General features: G+C 70.8%; 16 protein-coding genes. 8 read left to right on the forward strand and 8 right to left on the reverse strand.

Features of this window, described 5'->3' with window-relative positions; all coding sequences use genetic code 11:
• Window positions 1-133 precede the first annotated feature (133 nt).
• The 4 genes from ACFQ7F_RS09420 to ACFQ7F_RS09435 are packed head-to-tail and all read left to right on the forward strand — an operon-like array spanning window position 134 to window position 5,481.
• Window positions 134-2,374 carry a HAMP domain-containing protein gene (locus ACFQ7F_RS09420; RefSeq protein WP_383268587.1) on the forward strand — a complete coding sequence of 747 codons (2,241 nt, stop codon included), beginning with the start codon at window positions 134-136 and terminating at the stop codon, window positions 2,372-2,374.
• Window positions 2,375-2,379: 5 nt separating this feature from the next.
• Window positions 2,380-3,909 carry a poly-gamma-glutamate synthase PgsB gene (gene pgsB, locus ACFQ7F_RS09425; RefSeq protein ID WP_383268546.1) on the forward strand — a complete coding sequence of 510 codons (1,530 nt, stop codon included), beginning with the start codon at window positions 2,380-2,382 and terminating at the stop codon, window positions 3,907-3,909.
• Window positions 3,906-4,388 (forward strand): poly-gamma-glutamate biosynthesis protein PgsC/CapC, encoded by a 483-nt coding sequence (locus tag ACFQ7F_RS09430; protein WP_249587145.1) that lies wholly within the window; start codon window positions 3,906-3,908, stop codon window positions 4,386-4,388. The genes pgsB and ACFQ7F_RS09430 overlap by 4 nt, the downstream gene beginning before the upstream one ends.
• Window positions 4,389-4,404: 16 nt before the next feature.
• Window positions 4,405-5,481, forward strand: coding sequence for a C40 family peptidase (locus tag ACFQ7F_RS09435; protein ID WP_383268549.1), 1,077 nt, complete (start codon window positions 4,405-4,407; stop codon window positions 5,479-5,481).
• Between the two features lie 7 nt (window positions 5,482-5,488).
• Here the strand turns inward: ACFQ7F_RS09435 and ACFQ7F_RS09440 are convergent, their stop codons facing one another.
• The gene (locus tag ACFQ7F_RS09440; RefSeq protein ID WP_383268552.1) at window positions 5,489-5,857 is read right to left on the reverse strand and encodes an NTP pyrophosphohydrolase; all 369 of its coding nucleotides are present in this window, start codon (window positions 5,855-5,857) and stop codon (window positions 5,489-5,491) included.
• A 100-nt stretch (window positions 5,858-5,957) separates the two neighbouring features.
• Between ACFQ7F_RS09440 and ACFQ7F_RS09445 the strand changes: the two genes are divergently transcribed.
• Window positions 5,958-7,013 carry a hypothetical protein gene (locus ACFQ7F_RS09445; RefSeq protein WP_383268554.1) on the forward strand — a complete coding sequence of 352 codons (1,056 nt, stop codon included), beginning with the start codon at window positions 5,958-5,960 and terminating at the stop codon, window positions 7,011-7,013.
• Window positions 7,014-7,106: 93 nt separating this feature from the next.
• Here the strand turns inward: ACFQ7F_RS09445 and ACFQ7F_RS09450 are convergent, their stop codons facing one another.
• The 5 genes from ACFQ7F_RS09450 to ACFQ7F_RS09470 form a co-directional block, all read right to left on the reverse strand.
• A complete protein-coding gene (locus tag ACFQ7F_RS09450) occupies window positions 7,107-9,248 on the reverse strand; it encodes a 3-hydroxyacyl-CoA dehydrogenase NAD-binding domain-containing protein (RefSeq protein WP_383268556.1) in 2,142 nt (713 codons plus the stop codon).
• Complete coding sequence (locus tag ACFQ7F_RS09455; RefSeq protein ID WP_383268559.1) at window positions 9,245-10,471, reverse strand: thiolase family protein; 1,227 nt, start codon at window positions 10,469-10,471, stop codon at window positions 9,245-9,247. The genes ACFQ7F_RS09450 and ACFQ7F_RS09455 overlap by 4 nt, the downstream gene beginning before the upstream one ends.
• A 624-nt stretch (window positions 10,472-11,095) precedes the next feature.
• Complete coding sequence (locus ACFQ7F_RS09460) at window positions 11,096-12,367, reverse strand: HRDC domain-containing protein (protein ID WP_383268562.1); 1,272 nt, start codon at window positions 12,365-12,367, stop codon at window positions 11,096-11,098.
• A gap of 78 nt (window positions 12,368-12,445) precedes the next feature.
• Window positions 12,446-13,108 carry a LuxR C-terminal-related transcriptional regulator gene (locus ACFQ7F_RS09465; RefSeq protein WP_383268565.1) on the reverse strand — a complete coding sequence of 221 codons (663 nt, stop codon included), beginning with the start codon at window positions 13,106-13,108 and terminating at the stop codon, window positions 12,446-12,448.
• 302 nt (window positions 13,109-13,410) lie between these two features.
• Complete coding sequence (locus ACFQ7F_RS09470) at window positions 13,411-14,082, reverse strand: DUF3000 domain-containing protein (protein ID WP_383268567.1); 672 nt, start codon at window positions 14,080-14,082, stop codon at window positions 13,411-13,413.
• 120 nt (window positions 14,083-14,202) lie between these two features.
• Here ACFQ7F_RS09470 and hemE point away from each other — a divergent pair, with 120 nt between their 5' ends.
• Window positions 14,203-15,270, forward strand: a complete 1,068-nt coding sequence (gene hemE, locus ACFQ7F_RS09475; RefSeq protein ID WP_383268569.1) for a uroporphyrinogen decarboxylase — start codon at window positions 14,203-14,205, stop codon at window positions 15,268-15,270.
• A gap of 145 nt (window positions 15,271-15,415) precedes the next feature.
• Here hemE and ACFQ7F_RS09480 read toward each other — a convergent pair whose 3' ends face one another.
• Both ACFQ7F_RS09480 and ACFQ7F_RS09485 read right to left on the reverse strand, forming a co-directional pair.
• Window positions 15,416-16,798: an FAD-dependent oxidoreductase gene (locus tag ACFQ7F_RS09480; protein WP_383268572.1), complete on the reverse strand. Its 1,383-nt coding sequence runs from the start codon at window positions 16,796-16,798 to the stop codon at window positions 15,416-15,418.
• Between the two features lie 36 nt (window positions 16,799-16,834).
• Window positions 16,835-17,791, reverse strand: a complete 957-nt coding sequence (locus ACFQ7F_RS09485; protein WP_383268574.1) for a DUF4349 domain-containing protein — start codon at window positions 17,789-17,791, stop codon at window positions 16,835-16,837.
• A gap of 139 nt (window positions 17,792-17,930) precedes the next feature.
• On the opposite strand from ACFQ7F_RS09485, the gene hemG reads away from it, so the two are divergent.
• Together hemG and hemQ are read left to right on the forward strand one after the other, a co-directional pair.
• A complete protein-coding gene (hemG, locus tag ACFQ7F_RS09490) occupies window positions 17,931-19,382 on the forward strand; it encodes a protoporphyrinogen oxidase (RefSeq protein ID WP_383268577.1) in 1,452 nt (483 codons plus the stop codon).
• Between the two features lie 4 nt (window positions 19,383-19,386).
• Window positions 19,387-20,106 carry a hydrogen peroxide-dependent heme synthase gene (gene hemQ, locus ACFQ7F_RS09495; protein WP_383268579.1) on the forward strand — a complete coding sequence of 240 codons (720 nt, stop codon included), beginning with the start codon at window positions 19,387-19,389 and terminating at the stop codon, window positions 20,104-20,106.
• Window positions 20,107-20,140 lie beyond the last annotated feature (34 nt).

The following is a 20,140-nucleotide window of genomic DNA, read 5'->3' on the forward strand; positions in this document are numbered from 1 at the left end:
AGCACTCCGGAACGCATCACTCTGCGCTCATACGTTCCCGCGTCACCTACGTCCCCGCGTCACTCCAGGAGAGGAGCCTCCCTTGGCCGCTTCGCGTTCGAAGCGGCGGCACAAGGTCCGCCGACGAACCGACATGTCTCTGTTGGGTGGCATACGTCCCCCCATCGCCGTGCTGTCGGTTCTGCTCCTCGCCCTCGCGGGCATCACCGCCCTGACCCTCGGCCGCGCCGGCCAGGAAGCCGTACCCAAAGCGATCAAGTCGTCGCAGCAGCACTTCGCCGAGGACGGCGCCATCGCACTGCGCGCCTCCGTCGACGAGTCCGTCACCGACCTGACCCGGACCGCCGAACTCTTCAGCGCGGGCGAGCCGGTGCCCGCCGACGCCGTGCTCGACAAGATCGGCAGCGTCTACCAGAAGTGGATGGGCACCGCGGTCGTCGAGATCTCATCCGGCAAGCTCCTCGCCGCCCGCGGTGAGAACCTGCCGCTGACCGCCATCGACCGCGGCAAGCTCGCGGACGAGGACGGCCTCGCCCCGCGCATGGTGCGCCTGGAGAACGGCGAGACGCGCCTCCTCTCCTTCGCCCTGCTCACCTGGAAGGGACAGCCGCAGCAGCTCCTCGTCGCCTCGGGCAGCCTGCGCTTCCCCGGCATCAGCCTCGGCAAGTTCCGCTCCATCGCCGTCGTCGGCCAGGACGGCAAGGTGCTGAGCACCGACGGCATCCCCGAGCCCGAGCAGGTCCTCACCGATCTGCAGCGCGACGAGGTCAAGCAGTCCAACAAGCAGCTCAAGTCCTTCGCCGCGACCGCCGCCAAGAAGACCCGCGCGCACCCGATCAAGTCCAAGGAGCCCGGCTCCGGCGGCTTCCTCGGCGTCAGCGGCCACCTCACCGGCGAGCGCTACCTCGGTGAGCGCGCCATCGGCGGCTACGCGAGCCTCGCCGGGCCCGAGGCGGGCGAGGCCACCGTGGCAACGCGGCTCGGCCTCAGCGTCGTCGCGATGGTCCCCGTCGCCGAGGACCCGACGGCCACCAGCAGTTCGGCCTTCGGTCTTTTCGCCGCTGCCGCCCTGCTGCTCATCGGCGGAGTCACCGTCTTCCTGCTCCTGCGGACCGTGCAACGCCCGCTGATCCAGCTGTTCCTCGAGGGCCGCAGGCTGACCCGGGGCGACCTCGAACGGCCGGTCTCCGTACCGCGCCGCGGCGAGGCCGCCCGCATCGGCGCCGCCCTCGAACGACTGCGCCGCCAGCTGCTCGGCGCTCCCGCCGACACGCAGCCGGAGCCCGCAAGCCGCCGCAGGTTCGGCAGCCGCACCCTGCTCGGGGTCTGCGCGGTGCTCCTGCTCGCGTGGTCCGCGCCGCTCATGCTGATGCTCAACCGAGCGGGCGACACCGTCGTCGTACCCCAGCAGATGGTCAACGACCAGCGCGAACGCACCGACACCCTCACCGACCGGGTCCGCCGCGCCCTCAACGAAGGCCACGCCGACCTCACATCGGTCGCCTCCCTCATGGGCGACCGCACCGAGCCCTCCGACATGGCCAAGGTCCTTGACAGCACCCTGAACCAGCACGCCCGCTATCAGTCCCTCTACGTGCTCGACGCGCAGGGCAAGGTCCTGGCGAAGGCGGGCGACGACCCGCGCAGCCCGTCAGGCAAGGGACCGTCGAACGCGGCCATCCGGGTCGTCGACGAGGGCGGCAAGGAGCCGGTCATCTTCGGTACGGCCGAGGTGCCGGGCCGTGAAGGGGCCGCCGTGGTCGGCGAGTTCCGCATCGAGTTCCTCAACTCGCTGCTCAAGCGCCCCGGCCTCGGTGAGGTCCGCGTGGTCGACGAGAAGCGCAAGGTGATCGGCGCCAACACCGGCTACCGCGAGTTCGAGAGCCTGCCCAACGGCCGGCTCAACGCGCTCGCGGAGGGCACGGGGCAGAAGGTGGGCCTCAGTCCGCGCCCCAGCGGCGTCCTCTACCGCGGTGGTGGCGACGGGATCGAGATCGCGGCCGCGGCGCCCTTCGCGGGCGGCGGCGCCGCCGGTTCACTGCGCTGGACCGTGCTCAGCTGGCAGCCCGCGTCGAACCTCGCCATCCCCGAGTACAGCCTGCAGAACCGCACCGTCCTCGCCGGTCTCCTCGGCATCACCGCCGCGGCCGCCTGTCTCGGCTGGCTGCACATCGTCGTCGTACGGCCGCTGCGGCACCTCGCGGAGCAGGCCGAGGCACTCGCCGACGGAGACCGCCGCACCGTCCTCTACCCGCGCCATCACGACGAGGTCGGCGCCGTCACCCGCAGCCTGGAACTCCTGCGGCAGCAGCTGCCGACGGGCACACAGCGCAAGCGGGACGGCGTCACGGCCGGCCTCGCCGGAAGGAACTGAACCCCGTGCTCTTCCTCTACACCGTGCTCGTGGTGTGCGGCGCCATCCTGTTGGTGGCCGGAGTCGTCGAACAGCGGCGGCACTTCACCAACCTGGAGCACATTCCGTCGCGGGTCCTCGTCAACGGGATCCGCGGCAAGTCCTCCATCACCCGCCTCTGCGCGGGCGCCCTGCGGGGCGGCGGGCTCAACACGGTCGCCAAGACCACCGGTACCGCGGCCCGGTTCATCCACCCGGACGCCACCGAGGAGCCCGTCTACCGCAAGTTCGGCATCGCCAATGTCGTCGAGCAGATCGGCATCGTGCGCCGTGCCGCCGCGTACAACCCGGACGCCCTGGTCATCGAGTGCATGGCGGTCATGCCCGCGCTCCAGGAGATCAACCAGTCCAAGCTGATCCGCTCCACGATCGGCGTGCTCTGCAACGTCCGTGAGGACCACCTCGCCGAGATGGGCCCGACCCTCGACGACGTGGCGCGCTCCCTCTCGCGCTCCATGCCGGAGGGCGGGATCTGCGTCACCGCCGAGCAGGATCGTTTCGACATCCTCAAGGAAGAGGCGGACGCGCGGAACTGCGAGCTGATCTACGCCGACCCCGAGACGGTGAGCGACGACGAGCTGCGCGGCTTCAGCTGGTTCACCTTCAAGGAGAACGTGGCGATCGCCCTGAAGGTCGCCGAACTCCTCGGCGTCGGCCGCGAGGTCGCACTCCAGGGCATGTACGACGCCCCGCCGGACCCCGGTGTCCTCTCGGTCGAGCGGTACGCCACCGAGGACGGCAAGAAGGTGCGCTTCGCCAACGTCTTCGCGGCGAACGACCCCGAGTCGACGCTGATGAACATCAATCAGCTGCTCGACCTCGGCGCCATCCACCGCCCGCTGCACGTGGTCATCAACTGCCGTCCCGACCGCGTCGAGCGCAACGGCCAGATGGGCGAGATCATCCCCGAGCTCCAGCCGGAGAAGGTCTTCGTCATCGGCCACCCCGCCAAGTCCGCCATCGACGCGATCCCCGCCGAGTGGCGCGGGCGCGCGGTGGACCTCGGCGGCGACCGGCGCGACCCCGAGGAGTTCATGGCCGAGATGCTCGCGCAGCTCGGCGCCGACTCCTCGCTCGTGGCGATCGGCAACATCCACGGTCAGGGCGAGCTGCTCCTGGAGCGCCTCGCGGAACTGCCGCCGGACGAGAGCGAGGAGGCCGCCCCCGAGGAGCCCGCCCCGTTCTACGAGCCGCACGTCGACCCGTACCAGCACTATCCGGAGGCGTACGAGTCGCGGTACTCCACGGCCCAGCTCCCGCAGGTCCAGCTCCCGCAGACCCAGGTTCCGCAGGCTCAGGCCCCGCAGGTCCACGTTCCCGTGCAGCGCACCCCGGACCAGCAGTACGAGGCCTACGCGCCGCACGAGCAGTACGCGCGCCAGGAGCCGCCTCCCAACACCCCCGCGCCCCGCGGCATGTTCGAGCCGCGGGTGCCGCCCGTACCGCCCGCCCAAGACGACAACCAGCAGTGGCACAGTCCAGGAGAGCCCCGTTGATTCCCTCCGTCCTCACCCCCGAGATCGCCGCGGTCGGTATCGCGCTCGGGCTGCTCTTCTCCCTGGTCTGCTACCTGACGACCAACCTCTCGCCCGGCGGCATGATCACCCCCGGCTGGCTGGCCCTGACCCTCGTCGAGGACCTGCAGCGCGCGGCCATGGTGCTCGGCGTGACCGTGCTGACCTACGTCGGCACCCTGCTCATGCAGAAGTTCGTGATCCTTTACGGCAAGCGGCTCTTCGCCGCCGTCGTGCTGCTCGGCGTCACGCTCCAGGCGACCGTGATGATCGTGCTCTCGATCGAGTTCCCGCTCATGTACGCGAACCAGACCCTCGGCTTCATCGTCCCCGGCCTGATCGCCTATCAGCTGGTACGCCAGCCCAAGGGCCCCACCCTGCTCGCCACGGGCTCGGTGACGCTCATGGCCTACGTCGTCCTCACCGCCGGGATCCTCCTCGGCTTCATGCCGTCCGCCTGATTCCCAGGAGTCATTCATGCCGCCCAAGAAGAAACGTCCCGTCCTGCACGCGGCGACCGTGCTCGCCCTCCTCGCGGGCAGCGCGTACCTGACCGTGGAACTGCGCAAGGACGAAGAAGCCAAAGCGCCCAAGGTGCAGGCCGTCACCGACACCCCCGGCGGCCTGCAGAACAGCAACGGGCAGCCGGGGAGCGGGAAGCAGAAGTGGGAGCGCCTCAAGAACCCCGACCGCTCCGTCCTGCGAACCGAGAGCGGCAAGGTCATCGCCACCTTCACGGACGGCGCCCGCAGCGCGACGCTGACCGGACCGAGCCGCACCTTCACCGAGCCCGCGAACACCAAGTCCCGCGTCGTGACGAACGACTGGGTGCGCCTCATGCCGGAGAACTGGCGTGAGGGCGCCGAGAAGGAGAAGTGGTTCAAGGACTGGTACAAGGAGTTCTCCGGCAGCGAGGAGGACGACATCTTCGCGATGGCGTTCCAGTACGTGGAGGGCGCTCCGGTCAAGAAGGACGACGAGGGCATCTCCTACGCGGGCGACGCCAACTTCGGCCCGATCAACCCCGACGGCAGCGCGGGCAACGACCTGCGTCTCGAACAGTCGGACTTCTTCGACTACCTCGGCATCCCGTACACGTTCCGCAACGGCACCACCATCCAGCCGGAGAAGATACGGGCCCGCTCCATGGACTGCTCCGGGTTCATCCGCACAGTCTTCGGCTACCGCGCCCGCTACCCCCTGATGGCCAACGACCAGGCGGGCGACGGCCTGCCCCGCACCGCCAACGGCATGGCGCGCGGCAAGGCCGGCACGGACGTCATCAAGCTCAAGGGCATCGGCTCGGCGGACCGTCCCAAGTCCATCGACGTCGTCCAACCCGGTGACCTGGTCTTCTTCAAGCTGGACGCCCGCACCAAGCAGCGCCTCGACCACGTGGGGATCTTCCTCGGCCACGACGCCGACGGCCACAAGCTCTTCATCTCGAGCCGCGAAGAGGTCAACGGCCCGACGATCGGCGACAAGGGCGGCACATCGCGCCTCGACGGCAACGGCTACTACGCCTCCACCCTGCGGAGCGCGAAGAGGCTCTAGAGCAGCCCTAGGGACGAACCGTACGGGGGCCCGCGCACCGGGCCCCCGACTCGGCCACTCTGCCGCGCAGTTCACGGTCCGCCGTGATGACGAGACAGGGGTGCCCCTCGGCCTCTGCGGCCAGCTCCGCGATACGGTCGTCGCCGCTGCCCGGCGCGCTCTCGACCCGTACACCCGGCACCGAATCCACGCCCCGCGCCGCGCCCTCGACGACGAGGACGATCTCCAGCGGCCCCGGGTGTTCCGGCAGGCCCTCTTCCGCGTACCCGACGAGCCCGTCCCGCAGTCGCTCCGCGGCACCGCGGCGATCGCGCCACCAGCCGTCGGGGACGGACCCGACGACGTTCGCGGCATCGACCACGACGAGAGTTCTCATACGGCAAACGTAAACTAACGAGTAGAACGTTGTGCGTACGTGGACGGGGACAGGAACGTGGAAGGGGTGCCGCCGAGTCATGTCGTCGGGGTCGAGAACCGTGAGCACCGGTGTCCTTGAGAGTGCCCGCTGGCTGCTGCGCGGACGGGACGGCCGCCTCACCGCGTACACCCGTACCGAAGGCGGACTGCTGCGCTGGACGGAGAGCACGCCCGGCGGCCCCGACTGGACGGGACCGGAATTCTTCGAGGTGCCCGACCTGACCTACCTCACCCTGGCGCAGGGAGCCGACGGGTACGTGCACTTCCTCGGCCGCAGGGAGAGGAGCGACGGCGAGGGAAAGACGGCCGTCGACATCGTGCACTCGGTCCAGTACCAGTCGGGGCGACCCCTCATGGACTGGCGATCCCTCGGCAACCCGCACACCAAGCTCGTCGAGCGCGCGCCGCACCTCGGTGCTCCCGCCGCCGCGGTGGACGCCGCGGGCACGGTCCACGTCTTCGTGCGGGACGCGGTGAACAGCGTCCGGATGCGCCGCGAGGGCAAGGGCGGCAAGTGGGAGGGCTGGAAGGACTTCAAGGTCCGCAAGGCCCTGGACGGCATCGTCGCCCTCGCCACGTCCGCGGGCCGCGTGGAGGTCCTCGCGCCCGGCGCCGACGCGACCCTGCGCTGGGCCCAGGAGGAGCGGGGCGGTGAACTGCTGCGCACGGACGACGTGCCGCTCGCCCCGGCCCCCGGCTCCGGCACGGCCCTGGAGACCGCCCCCGACCGCCTCACGTACTACGCCGCCGACGTCCTCGGCAGCGGTGTCCTGGCCCACCGCCCCGCGGACGGCGGCCCCGCGGTCCCGCTCGGCGGCGCCCCCGGCACCGGGCCCACCGCGGCCGTGCGGACGACCATAGACGGCCACGACTGCACGGTCCTCGCGCACCGCACGAGCACCGGGCGCCCGGCGATCGCCGCGTTCCCCACCGAGGACGAGGACGCAGGACTGTGGTGGGCCGAGACCGGCGAACCGTGCCTCGGTGCCCCCGCGTTGGCCCTCGACGCGCACGGCCGCGTGGTCATCGCGGCGGTCGGCGCCGACGGGACGCTGCGCCTCGCCCGCCAGAAGGCGGAGAAGGGGCTCGCCCTGGAGGCGTGGACCACGCTCTGACGCCTCGGGCTCTTCCGGTCCGGAAACGACGGCTGGGCCGTACGGGAGCGAATCCCGTACGGCCCAGCCGTGTTGACGTGTCGAGGCGGAGAGTTACGCCGGGACGCTCGCCACGCCCTGCGCGAGGAACCGCTTGGCGTTGACCCGCTCGCTGACGCCCTCACGGTCCAGGTACGGCGTGATGCCGCCCAGGTGGAAGGGCCAGCCCGCACCGGTGATCAGGCACAGGTCGATGTCCTGGGCCTCGGCGACGACACCCTCGTCGAGCATGAGCCCGATCTCCTGCGCCACGGCGTCGAGCACGCGGTCGCGGACCTGCTCCTCGGTCAGGACGACATCGCCCTGCTTGAGGAGCGCGGCGACCTCGGGGTCGAGCTCCGGCTTGCCGGAGTCGTAGACGTAGAAGCCGCGCTTGCCGGCCTTGACGACCGCCGCGAGGTTCGGGGAGACCGTGAAGCGCTCGGGGAAGGCGCGGTTGAGCGTCTCGGAGACGTGCAGACCGATGGCGGGACCGACCAGCTCCAGGAGCACCAGCGGCGACATCGGCAGACCGAGCGGCTCGATGGCCTTCTCGGAGACCTCGACCGGGGTGCCCTCGTCGATGACGTTCTGGATCTCGCCCATGAAGCGGGTGAGGATGCGGTTCACGACGAACGCCGGGGCGTCCTTCACCAGGACCGCGGTCTTCTTCAGCTTCTTGGCGACACCGAAGGCCGTGGCAAGCGAGGCGTCGTCCGTCTGCTCGCCGCGCACGATCTCCAGGAGCGGCAGGATCGCGACGGGGTTGAAGAAGTGGAAGCCGACGACCCGCTCGGGGTGCTTCAGCTTCGACGCCATCTCGGAGACCGAGAGCGAGGAGGTGTTGGTCGCGAGGATCGCGTGCGCCGGGGCGACGGCCTCGACCTCCGCGAACACCTGCTGCTTGACGCCGATCTCCTCGAAGACGGCCTCGATGATGAAGTCGGCGTCGGAGAAGCCCTCGGCCTTGTCCAGGACACCGGAGACCAGGCCCTTGAGGCGGTTCGCCTTGTCCTGGTTGACGCGGCCCTTGAGGAGGAGCTTGTCGATCTCCTCGTGGACGTAGCCGACGCCCTTGTCTACGCGCGCCTGGTCGATGTCGGTCAGGACGACCGGTACCTCGAGGCGGCGCAGGAAGAGCAGCGCGAGCTGCGAGGCCATCAGACCGGCGCCGACGACGCCGACCTTGGTGACCGGGCGCGCCAGGTTCTTGTCCGGGGCGCCCGCCGGGCGCTTGGCGCGCTTCTGGACGAGGTTGAACGCGTAGATGCCGCTGCGCAGTTCGCCGCCCATGATGAGGTCGGCGAGCGCCTTGTCCTCGGCGTCGAAGCCCTGCTGCAGGTCGCCGTCCTTTGCGGCCGCGATGATCTCAAGGGCGCGGTAGGCGGCCGGGGCCGCGCCGTGCACCTTGGAGTCCGCGATGCCACGGCCGCGCGCGACAGCGGCGTCCCAGGCCTCGCCGCGGTCGATCTCGGGGCGGTCCACCGTGAGCGAGCCGTTGAGGACGGAGGCCGTCCAGATCAGCGACTGCTCCAGGAAGTCGGCGCCCTCGAAGAGCGCGTCGGCGATGCCGAGCTCGAAGACCTGCTTGCCCTTGAGCTGTCGGTTCTGGTTCAGCGAGTTCTCGATGATGACCGAGACGGCCTTGTCGGCGCCGATCAGGTTCGGAAGCAGCGCGCAGCCGCCCCAGCCCGGTACGAGACCGAGGAAGACCTCGGGCAGCGAGAAGGCCGGAAGCGCCTTGGAGACGGTGCGGTACGAGCAGTGCAGACCGACCTCGACACCGCCGCCCATGGCAGCGCCGTTGTAGTACGCGAACGTCGGCACCGCGAGCCCGGAGAGCCGCTTGAAGACCTCGTGGCCGCCCTTGCCGATGGCGAGCGCGTCCTCGTGGTGCTTGAGGATCTCGACGCCCTTGAGGTCGGCGCCGACGGCGAAGATGAACGGCTTGCCGGTGACACCGACACCGACGATCGTGCCCTCGGCCGCCTCCTTCTCCACCTGGTCGATGGCGGTGTTCAGGTTCGCGAGCGAGCCCGGACCGAAGGTGGTCGGCTTGGTGTGGTCGAAGCCGTTGTCGAGCGTGATGAGCGCGAAGCGGCCCGCGCCCGCGGGCAGGTCGAGGTGGCGCACGTGCGCCTGCGTGACGACCTCGTCCGGGAACAGCTCGGCCGCACCCTTCAGAAGCTCGGTGGTGGAGCTGGTGGAGCTGCTCACTTGTCGCCTCCGGCGTCCTTGTGGTTCGGGTTCTCCCAGATGACGGTGGCGCCCATGCCGAAGCCGACGCACATCGTCGTCAGGCCGTAGCGGACGTCCGGCTGCTCCTCGAACTGCCGCGCCAGCTGCGTCATCAGACGCACGCCGGAGGAGGCGAGGGGGTGGCCGTACGCGATGGCGCCGCCGTACTGGTTCACGCGCGTGTCGTCGTCCGCGATGCCGTAGTACTCAAGGAAGGCGAGCACCTGCACGGCGAAGGCCTCGTTGACCTCGAAGAGACCGATGTCGGAGATGGACAGGCCCGCCTGGGCGAGCGCCTTCTCCGTGGCCGGGATCGGGCCGTAGCCCATGACCTCGGGCTCGACACCCGCGAACGAGTACGAGACGAGCCGCATCTTGACCGGCAGGTCGTGCTCGCGGGCGAAGTCCTCGGAGGCGATGATCGACGCCGTGGCGCCGTCGTTGAGGCCCGCCGCGTTGCCCGCGGTGACGCGGCCGTGCGTACGGAACGGCGTCTTGAGCGTGGAGAGGCTCTCCAGGGTCGTGCCGGGACGCATCGGCTCGTCGGCGGTCGCCAGACCCCAACCGGTCTCGCCCGCTTCCTCGTTCGTCCGCCGTACGGAGACGGGCACGAGGTCCTGCTGGATCTTGCCGTTGGCGTAGGCCTTGGCGGCCTTCTCCTGCGAGCGCACGGCGTACTCGTCGGCGCGCTGCTTGGTGATGCTCGGGTAGCGGTCGTGCAGGTTCTCGGCGGTCATGCCCATGAAGAGGGCGGACTCGTCGACGAGCTTCTCGCTCACGAACCGCGGGTTCGGGTCGACGCCCTCGCCCATGGGGTGGCGGCCCATGTGCTCGACGCCACCGGCGATGACGGCGTCGTACGCACCGAACGCGATGGAGCCCGCGGTCGCCGTCACGGCGGTCAGCGCGCCCGCACACATGCGGTCGATGGAGTAGCCGGGCACGGACTGGGGCAGGCCCGCCAGGATCCCGGCGGTGCGGCCCAGCGTCAGGCCCTGGTCGCCGATCTGCGTGGTCGCGGCGATGGCGACCTCGTCGATCTTGGCGGGGTCGAGGGCCGGGTTGCGGCGGAGCAGCTCCCGGATGGCCTTGACGATCAGGTCATCCGCACGGGTCTCGTGGTAGATGCCCTTCGGGCCCGCCTTGCCGAACGGGGTGCGGACGCCATCAACGAAGACGACGTCCCTGACGGTACGAGGCACGATGGCTCTCCTCCAGGGTGCGGGGCGCCTGGCGGCGCTTTTCCTCGTCCATGCTACTTGCCGGTAACTACGCGGCCAAGGGGTGGCGCGGACTGCCTCGGGGAGTCGAAGGTCACACTCGCGTGTGGCGTGGGCCGACCGCCCTGTCCCGCCGCTCCGCGCCGGCTCTCCCCCCCGCTTGCCGGGAGCCGCGTCGGGCGCGCGTGGGCGTGTCACCGCTGGCCGGTGGGGGCGGCCCCTGTCCCGTCGCTCCGCGACGGATGTCTCCCACCCACCCGCCCGATTGCCCGGCGTCTCCCCGGGAGCCGCGTCGGGTGTGCGTGGGTGTGTCTCTGTCGTCCGGTGGGGGTGGTTCCTGTCCCGCCGCTTCGCGACGGATGTCTCCCACCCAGCCGCCCGATGGCCCGGCATCACGTCTCCGCTGCTCGGTGGGGCGGTTCCTGTTCCGTCGCTTCGCGACGGGTGTTTCCCGCCCGCCCGCCCGATTGCCCCGAATTCGGCAGGGGCCGTAGGGGCGTGCCCCGCCGATCGCACCGTCACGCGAACCACCCACCCACCCCCTCACCCCGTCATGCGGGGTAAACGGGTGGGTGGGTGGGAGACATCCCGCCGCGAAGCGGCGGGTCAGTCGGTGGTGAGGGCCGTTACCAGGGCCGGGGTGACCTGGGTGATCTGCCAGCGCCGCGCCCCGTGCGCGGCCAACGCGGCGGAGACAGACTCGGGGTCAACCTGAGCCGGAGGCTCCCAGCAGACCCGGCGCACCGTGTCCGGAGTGATCAAGTTCTCCTGCGGCATGTTCAACTCCTCGGCCAGCGCCGAGACACCCGCCCGCGCCGCGGAGAGCCGCGCCGCGGCAGCCGGGTCGCGGTCCGCCCAGGACCGGGGCGGCGGAGGCCCGGAGACGGTCTGTCCCGGCTGCGGAAGCTCGGAGTCGGGCAGGGCCTTGGCCCGGTCCACCGCGGCCTGCCACTGCTCCAGCTGACGGCGGCCCATGCGATGCCCGAAGCCGGTGAGGGCGGAGAGCGCGTGCACGTTGGGCGGAAGACCCAGCGCCGCCTCCACGATCGCGCCGTCGCTGAGCACCTTGCCCGGCGACACGTCACGCCGCTGGGCCACCGCGTCGCGGGCGGTCCACAGCTCACGTACGACGGCCATCTGACGACGCCGCCGCACCTTGTGCATGCCGGACGTACGCCGCCAGGGATCCTTGCGCGGCGGCGCGGGCGGCGCGGAGGAGATCGCGTCGAACTCCTCGCGGGCCCACTCCAGCTTGCCCTGCCGGTCGAGCTCCTTCTCAAGCGCGTCCCGCAGGTCCACGAGCAGCTCGACGTCGAGCGCCGCGTAGCGAAGCCAGGGGTCGGGCAGCGGCCGCGTCGACCAGTCGACCGCCGAGTGGCCCTTCTCCAGGACGAAGCCGAGTACGCCCTCGACCATCGCGCCGAGGCCGACCCGGGGGAAACCGGCGAGGCGCCCCGCCAGTTCCGTGTCGAAGATGCTGGTGGGGATCATGCCTATTTCGCGGAGGCAGGGCAGATCCTGCGTGGCGGCGTGCAGCACCCACTCCGCGCCGGAGATCGCCTCGCCGAGCCCCGACAGGTCGGGGCAGGCGACGGGGTCGATGAGGGTGCTGCCCGCGCCTTCACGGCGCAGCTGCACGAGGTAGGCACGCTGGCCGTACCGATAGCCGGACGCACGTTCGGCGTCCACGGCCACGGGGCCACTGCCTGCCGCGAATGCGGCGATCACTTCGGCCAGCGAAGTTTCGTCGGCGACCACCGGAGGAATTCCATCACGCGGCTCGAGCAAAGGGATCGGCGCCGTTTCGACGTCGTCCGGAGGGCCGCCTCCGGTGGTTCGCAGTGAATTGTCTGCTGCGGTCTCTTGGGCGTCGGTCACCTGTCAAGGGTATCTGTGTATGTACAGCGCCCGTCGACGGAACGTTCCGTCGACGGGCGTGCGAGGGGTGTAAATCAGTCAGTGGATGATTCCGGTGCGCAGGGCCACCGCTACCATCCCGGCCCGGTCACCCGTGCCGAGCTTGCGTGCGATCCGGGCGAGGTGGCTCTTCACGGTCAGTGCCGAGAGCCCCATCGAGACGCCGATGGCCTTGTTCGACTGGCCCTCCGCGACGAGGCGGAGAACCTCCACCTCGCGGCCGGACAGCTCGCGGTAGCCACCGGGGTGGCTCGGGGAGCCCGGCGGGCGGCGGTGCATTCGGGCGGCGGCCGAGCCGATGGGCGCGGCGCCGGGACGGGTGGGGAGACCGACATTGTTACGGGTGCCGGTGACTACGTAGCCCTTGACGCCGCCCGCGAGGGCGTTGCGTACGGCACCGATGTCATCGGCTGCGGAGAGGGCGAGGCCGTTCGGCCAGCCCGCCGCGCGGGTTTCTGAGAGGAGCGTCAGGCCGGAGCCGTCGGGGAGGTGGACGTCTGCGACGCAGATGTCACGGGGGTTGCCGATGCGGGGACGAGCCTCCGCGATCGACGAGGCCTCGATCACGTCGCGAACACCGAGGGCCCACAGGTGGCGGGTGACGGTGGAGCGTACGCGCGGGTCGGCCACGACGACCATGGCGGTCGGCTTGTTCGGGCGGTAGGCGACCAGGCTTGCAGGCTGCTCGAGGAGAACGGACACCAGGCCTCCTGGGGTGCGGGACTGAACCGGCTCGGGGATGAAGCCGGGACGAACCGTGCTTTCAAGGTCACCAACCTCTTCGGCATCAAACCCGCCCGCCTTTAGAGAATGATCACGATTTGGTGAGTAACAATTCGGACCATTCGGACACATGATCGATCATCCGAAGATCAACCCGAATCGCAGTCGTTCAGAATCGCTCATCCGCGTGACCGTTCAGCCCAACCGCATCCGGCCACGTTCAGTTCTGTCCGGTTCCATCCGGTCCCATCCGGCCACGTCCGGGTTCGCCCCGCCGTCGGTCACGGCGTCTGCGGCCCCCGCCGCTGCGGCAGCGACACCACGGACCCGTCGCCGCCGCCGTGGCCCTGGTTCGTCGGCGGAAGGCCCGCCACCTGGCAGAGCAGATCGCACCAGGCCGCGAGATGCGCCGCAGTGTCCGGCACCCCGCCGATCCCCTCGCGCGGTGTCCACGACGCCCGGATCTCGATCTGCGACGCGGGCGCCCGCTCGGAGAGCCCGCCGAAGTAGTGCGAGCTCGCACGCGTGACGGTGCCGCTCGGCTCCTCGCAGGCCAGGCCGCGCCCCTGCAGCGCACCCGTCAGCCAGGACCAGCAGACCTCCGGAAGCAGCGGATCCGCCGCCATCTCCGCCTCCAACTCCGCCCGCACGAGCGTGACGAGGCGGAAGGTGCCCTGCCAGGCGTCGTGTCCCGCCGGATCGTGCAGCAGGACGAGACGCCCGTCCGCGAGGTCCTCGTCGCCCTCGACCACCGCCGCCTCCAGGGCGTACGCGTGTGGGGCGAGGCGCTGTGGCGGCCGCGTCGGGTCGATCTCGATCTCAGGCCGAAGCCGTGCCCCGCGCAGCGCCTCGACCGCCGCGCGGAAGGGCAACGGAGCCGATTCCGCCACCTTCCCCTCCGTACTTTCCATCTCGCCAGCGCCGTCCGACCGTTGTCCTTGAGCCGCAGCCATGCGGGGAAGGTTAAGGGGAACGGTGGCTTCGTGCAGGGAGGGACACCCTTGCGAGGGTCCCCGGTCAAGGCAGGGTGTCCCTCGGGGAGGGGGTCATGCGGCCCGTGCGAGACTTTCCGCGTGAGTGCCAAAAACAGCCCCGAGGGCCAGCAGAACGCAGCGACGTACGACTCCGCCTTCATGAAGGCCTGCAGGCGTGAACCCGTGCCGCACACGCCGGTCTGGTTCATGCGCCAGGCGGGGCGCTCACTTCCCGAGTACCGAAAGGTGCGCGAGGGCACGGCCATGCTGGAGTCCTGCATGATGCCCGAGCTGGTCACGGAGATCACGCTGCAGCCTGTGCGCCGCCACAAGGTCGACGCCGCGATCTACTTCAGCGACATCGTCGTCCCCCTCAAGGCCATCGGTATCGACCTCGACATCAAGCCGGGCATCGGCCCGGTCGTCGCCAACCCCATCCGCTCGCGCGCCGACCTCGCCCAGCTGCGGGATCTGACGCCGGACGACGTGAGCTTCGTGACCGAGGCGATGGGCATGCTGACGGCCGAGCTGGGGTCGACCCCGCTCATCGGATTCGCCGGTGCGCCTTTCACTCTCGCGAGTTACCTGGTCGAGGGCGGCCCGAGCCGTAATCACGAGCACACCAAGGCGCTCATGTACGGCGACCCGGAGCTCTGGGCCGACCTGCTCGACCGCCTTGCGGAGATCACCGGCGCCTTCCTCAAGGTGCAGATCGAGGCGGGTGCGAGCGCCGTGCAGCTCTTCGACTCGTGGGTGGGCGCGCTGGCTCCCGCCGACTACACGCGCTCCGTGATGCCCGCCTCGAAGAAGGTGTTCGACGCGGTGGCCTCGTACGGAGTGCCGCGTATCCACTTCGGTGTCGGTACGGGCGAACTGCTCGGTCTGATGGGCGATGCGGGCGCCGACGTGGTGGGCGTCGACTGGCGCGTGCCGATGGACGAGGCGGTCCGCAGGGTCGGTCCCGGCAAGGCGCTGCAGGGCAACCTCGACCCGGCGGTCCTCTTCTCCACGCGGGAGGCGATCGAGGCCAAGACGGACGAGGTGCTGGCCGCCGCGTCCGGTCTTGAGGGGCACATCTTCAACCTCGGCCACGGCGTCCTGCCGACCACGGACCCGGAGGCGCTGACGCGGCTCGTGGAGCACGTCCACACGCGGACCGCGCGCTGACGAAGACGGTACGGAGCCGGTACGGGGGTCGGTTCGTAGTTGGCTGAAAATCTCGCCTGAATGTGACGGGTGAGACGGGGGAGGGGACGCGTCCGCGGTGGAATTCACGGTGGATTCCGCGGTGGAAGACGCCCCCTCCAGAGGCCTAGCGCGCCGACCGCACCGCCGCGACCGCCTTGCGCGCCGCTACCAGGACCGGGTCCCACACCGGTGAGAACGGCGGCGCGTAGCCGAGGTCGAGCGCGGTCATCTGGTCCACCGTCATCCGGGCCGTCAGGGCGACCGCCGCGATGTCGACGCGCTTGCCCGCGCCCTCGCGGCCGACGATCTGGACGCCGAGCAGCCGTCCCGTGAGGCGCTCGGCGAGCATCTTCACGGTCATCACGGCCGCGCCGGGGTAGTAGCCCGCGCGGCTCGTCGACTCGATGGTCACCGACACGTACTGCAGACCGGACGCCCGCGCGTCCTTCTCGCGCAGACCCGTGCGGGCGATCTCCAGGTCGCAGACCTTGCTGACGGCCGTGCCGACGACACCGGGGAAGGTCGCGTAACTCCCGCCCACGTTCGAGCCGATGACCTGGCCGTGCTTGTTGGCGTGGGTGCCGAGCGCGATGTGCCGCTCGCGGCCCGAGACCAGGTCCAGGACCTCGACGCAGTCGCCGCCCGCCCAGATGTCGTCGTGACCGCGCACCCGCATCGCCATGTCCGTGAGCAGCCCGCCGTGCTCGCCGACGGGCAGGCCCGCCGCCTTCGCGAGTTCCGTCTCAGGGCGCACACCGATGCCGAGCACCACCACGTCCGCCGGATACTCCGCGTCCTCGGTGGCCACCGCCCTGACCCGGCCGTCGTCACCGGTGAGGATCTTGGTGACCTCGGCGTCGTTCACCATCTCGATGCCCATGCCGGACATCGCGTCATGGACGAGGCGGCCCATGTCCGGGTCGAGCGTCGACATCGGCTCCCTGCCGCGGTTGACGACCGTGACCTCGTAGCGGCGCTGGATCAGGGCCTCGGCCATCTCGACGCCGATGTAGCCCGCGCCGATGACGACCGCCCTGCGGCCCGGCGTACGGGCCAGCGTGTCCAGGAGCGCCTGGCCGTCGTCCAGGGTCTGCACCCCGTGCACGCCGGGGGCGTCGATGCCGGGCAGGGAAGGGCGGACCGGACGGGCTCCGGTGCCGATCACGAGCTTGTCGTACGACGTCCAGGCCTCCGCGCCGGACTCCAGGTCCCGGGTGCGGACCCGGCGGACCCCGGGGTCGATCTCCGTGACCTCCGTCCGCATCCGCAGGTCGATGTCGCGGGCCCGGTGCTCCTCGGGCGTACGCGCGATCAGCTCGTCCCGCGAAGGGACGTCGCCGCCGACCCAGTAGGGGATGCCGCAGGCCGAGTAGGAGGTGAAGTGGCCGCGTTCGAACGCGACGATCTCCAGCTCGTCGGGCCCCTTGAGCCTGCGTGCCTGCGACGCGGCCGACATACCCGCCGCGTCGCCCCCGATGATCACCAGTCGTTCCTTCGCGATCCTCATACGGACACGCTACGACGCGGCGGCAGTTGAAGGGCCCTAGTCGTCCTCGCCCTCGCGCGCCGGTGTCGCCGCAGCCGCGGGGGCCGTCGCCACAGCGGGCCGCTGCGGGCGCTGTGACCGGCGGGGCCGCACCACGCGCTGCCACAGCAGGGCCAGGAGCGCCGCCACCGCCACGAACGGCAGGACCGCGCCGAGGGCGACCGCCACCCACCGCAGCATCGTCACGAAGGCGCTCCAGCCGCCGGACAGGGCGTCCACGAACGTCGGGTCGTCATCGTCCGCGTCCGCCTTCTTCACGGCCGTCTCGCTGAGCGAGAGCGTGATCGTGGACATGCTCGTACGGTCCTTGAGCGAGGACTGCTGTGCGAGCAGCGCCTCCAGTTCGGACTGACGGCTGCTCAACTCGCCCTCCAGGGTGACGACATCGCTCAGCTTCGTCGCCTTGTCCATCAGCTCCCGCACGCGGGCCACGCTCGCCCGCTGCGACTTGATGCGGCTGTCGACGTCGACGACCTGATCGGTGACGTCCTGCGCCTTGGCCTTGCGCTCGATCAGCTTGCCCGTTCCCTCCAGGGACGTGAGGACCTCCTGGTACTGGTCCTGCGGGACACGCAGCACGATGCGGGAGCGCTCGTGGCCGCGGTCGTCGCGGTCCGTGGTCTCGTCGCCGACGACACCGCCCGCGTCGGTGGCCGCCGCGCGCGCCTCGTCCAGGGCCTTCGGCACGTCCTTGACGCGGACGGTCAGGGTCGCGGTGCGGATGATGTGGGTGCCGTTGAGCTTGGGCGGCTTCTTCCGGCCGGACTTGTCCGCCGCGCCGCCCCCGCCCGCTCCCTCGTCCGCTCCCTCGTCCGCCCGCAGGCCGGCCGCCTTGTCGTTGCTGCCGCTGTCGCCCCCTGCCGCGCTGCACCCCGTGAGCGCGAGGGCGGCCGCGAGCAGGACGGCCGAGAGTGTCTGGACGGTGCGGTGCCTTGACGTGCTGGACGCGAGCATCTCGACGTACCCCCCGAGTCGTGGTGACTGATGCTCCTTTGACGCCCGGGAGGGCCGGAACGATGGTTGCCGACCGGTCCCGATGGGGTCACGGTCGGGACTCGCCCGACTCGAAGCGGCCGCCTCGTAGAGTGGACGCATGCGCGAAACGGACACACGTACGGGTCATGTGGTGGTCATCGGTGGCGGGATCGCCGGACTGGCCGCCGCCCACCGATTGCTCGACACCGGAGCACGCGTGACCGTCATCGAGGCCTCCGACCGGCTCGGCGGCAAGCTGCTCCCCGGCGAGATCGAGGGCGTCCGCGTCGACCTCGGCGCCGAGTCGATGCTGGCCCGCCGCCCGGAGGCCGTCGCTCTCGCCCGCGAGGTGGGCCTCGCCGACCGGCTGCGGCCGCCCGCCACCGCGACCGCGGCGATCTGGACCCGCGGGGCCCTGCGGCCGATGCCCAAGGGCCATGTGATGGGCGTGCCCGGTGACGCGTCCGCCCTCTCCGGGGTGCTCTCCGACGAAGGCCTGCGCCGCATCGAGCGCGACCGTGAGCTGCCGCCCACCGAGGTCGGGGACGACGTCGCGGTCGGCGAGTACGTCGCCGCGCGCCTGGGCCGCGAGGTCGTCGACCGCCTCGTGGAGCCGCTCCTCGGCGGGGTGTACGCGGGCGACGCCTACCGCATCTCGATGCGCTCGGCGGTACCGCAGCTCTTCGAGGCCGCCCGCACGCACGCCTCGCTCACCGAGGGCGTCCGCGACATCCAGGCCCGCGCGGCGAAGAACCAGCAGACAGGACCCGTCTTCATGGGCATCGAGGGCGGCGTCGGCCAACTGCCGCTCGCCGTCGCCGACTCGGTGCGCGCGCGGGGCGGGGAGATCCGCACCGGGACGCCGGTCACCGAGCTGCGGCGCACCCCGGACGGCTGGCAGGTGAGCACCGGCGATCAGACCATCGACGCCGAAGCCGTGGTCGTCGCCGTGCCCGCCTACGCCGCCGCCGCGCTGCTGGGCGTCGAGGCGCCCGCCGCGGCCGCCGAGCTCGGAGGCATCGAGTACGCCTCCATGGCCCTGATGACCCTCGCGTACCGCCGCAGCGAGACCGACCTCCCCGAAGGCAGCGGTTTTCTCGTGCCGCCCGTCGACGGACACACCATCAAGGCGTCCACCTTCGCCTCGCGCAAGTGGGGCTGGATCGCCGATGAGGACCCCGACCTGCTGGTGCTCAGGACCTCGGTGGGGCGGTACGGGGAGAGCGCGATCCTGGGGCGCGACGACGCCGACCTCATCGCGCTCTCCCGTCGCGACCTGCGCGCGGCCACCGGCCTCGACGCCGAGCCCGTCGCCACCCGCGTCACCCGCTGGCACGACGGCCTGCCGCAGTACCCCGTCGGCCACCACGCGCGCGTGGCCCGCGTCCGCGAGCACGTGAGCAAGCTGCCGGGCCTCGCCGTGTGCGGAGCGGCGTACGACGGAGTGGGCATCCCCGCGTGTATCGCGAGCGCGTACGCGGCCGTCGACGAGCTCGGCGGTGACCTGGCCGGTGTGGAGGAGCTCACCCGCAACCCGGTGCAGAGCCCGCACGGCGGCGGAGGAGAATAGGCGCATGAGTGACGACGCCCCCGCCAAGAGCCCGAACGCGGGCAAGAAGGCCAAGGACCTCAACGAGGTCATCCGCTACACGCTGTGGTCCGTCTTCAAGCTGCGCGACCTGCTCCCCGAGGACCGCGCCGGCTACGCCGACGAGGTCCAGGAGCTCTTCGACCAGCTCGCCGCCAAGGACATCACCGTCCGCGGCACGTACGACGTGTCGGGGCTGCGCGCCGACGCCGACGTCATGATCTGGTGGCACGCCGAGACCTCCGACGAGCTGCAGGAGGCCTACAACCTCTTCCGCCGCACCAAGCTGGGCCGCGCCCTGGAGCCGGTCTGGTCGAACATGGCGCTGCACCGTCCCGCCGAGTTCAACAAGTCGCACGTTCCGGCCTTCCTGGCCGACGAGACGCCGCGCAATTACATCAGCGTCTACCCCTTCGTGCGCTCCTACGACTGGTACCTGCTGCCCGACGAGGACCGTCGCCGCATGCTCAAGGACCACGGCATGATGGCCCGCGGCTACCCTGACGTGCGCGCCAACACGGTCGCCTCGTTCTCCCTCGGCGACTACGAGTGGCTGCTCGCCTTCGAGGCCGACGAGCTGTACCGCATCGTCGACCTCATGCGGCACCTGCGCGCCTCCGAGGCCCGCATGCACGTCCGCGAAGAGGTCCCGTTCTACACCGGCCGCCGCAAGTCCGTGGCGGACCTCGTGGCGGGTCTGGCGTAACCCCCTCCGTTCCGCACACCGGGCGGGCGCGGCG

The organism is Streptomyces sp. NPDC056486, from assembly GCF_042795295.1.
Taxonomy (GTDB): domain Bacteria; phylum Actinomycetota; class Actinomycetes; order Streptomycetales; family Streptomycetaceae; genus Streptomyces.

Excerpts from the sequence above, each read along its gene's own strand:
- ACFQ7F_RS09480 (WP_383268572.1), bottom strand. The coding sequence starts at position 16,798 with ATGAGGATCGCGAAGGAACGACTGGTGATCATCGGGGGCGACGCGGCG.
- ACFQ7F_RS09440 (WP_383268552.1), bottom strand. The coding sequence starts at position 5,857 with ATGAGAACTCTCGTCGTGGTCGATGCCGCGAACGTCGTCGGGTCCGTC.
- ACFQ7F_RS09435 (WP_383268549.1), top strand. The coding sequence starts at position 4,405 with ATGCCGCCCAAGAAGAAACGTCCCGTCCTGCACGCGGCGACCGTGCTC.
- hemG (WP_383268577.1), top strand. The coding sequence starts at position 17,931 with ATGCGCGAAACGGACACACGTACGGGTCATGTGGTGGTCATCGGTGGC.
- ACFQ7F_RS09485 (WP_383268574.1), bottom strand. The coding sequence starts at position 17,791 with ATGCTCGCGTCCAGCACGTCAAGGCACCGCACCGTCCAGACACTCTCG.
- ACFQ7F_RS09420 (WP_383268587.1), top strand. The coding sequence starts at position 134 with ATGTCTCTGTTGGGTGGCATACGTCCCCCCATCGCCGTGCTGTCGGTT.
- hemQ (WP_383268579.1), top strand. The coding sequence starts at position 19,387 with ATGAGTGACGACGCCCCCGCCAAGAGCCCGAACGCGGGCAAGAAGGCC.
- ACFQ7F_RS09470 (WP_383268567.1), bottom strand. The coding sequence starts at position 14,082 with ATGGCTGCGGCTCAAGGACAACGGTCGGACGGCGCTGGCGAGATGGAA.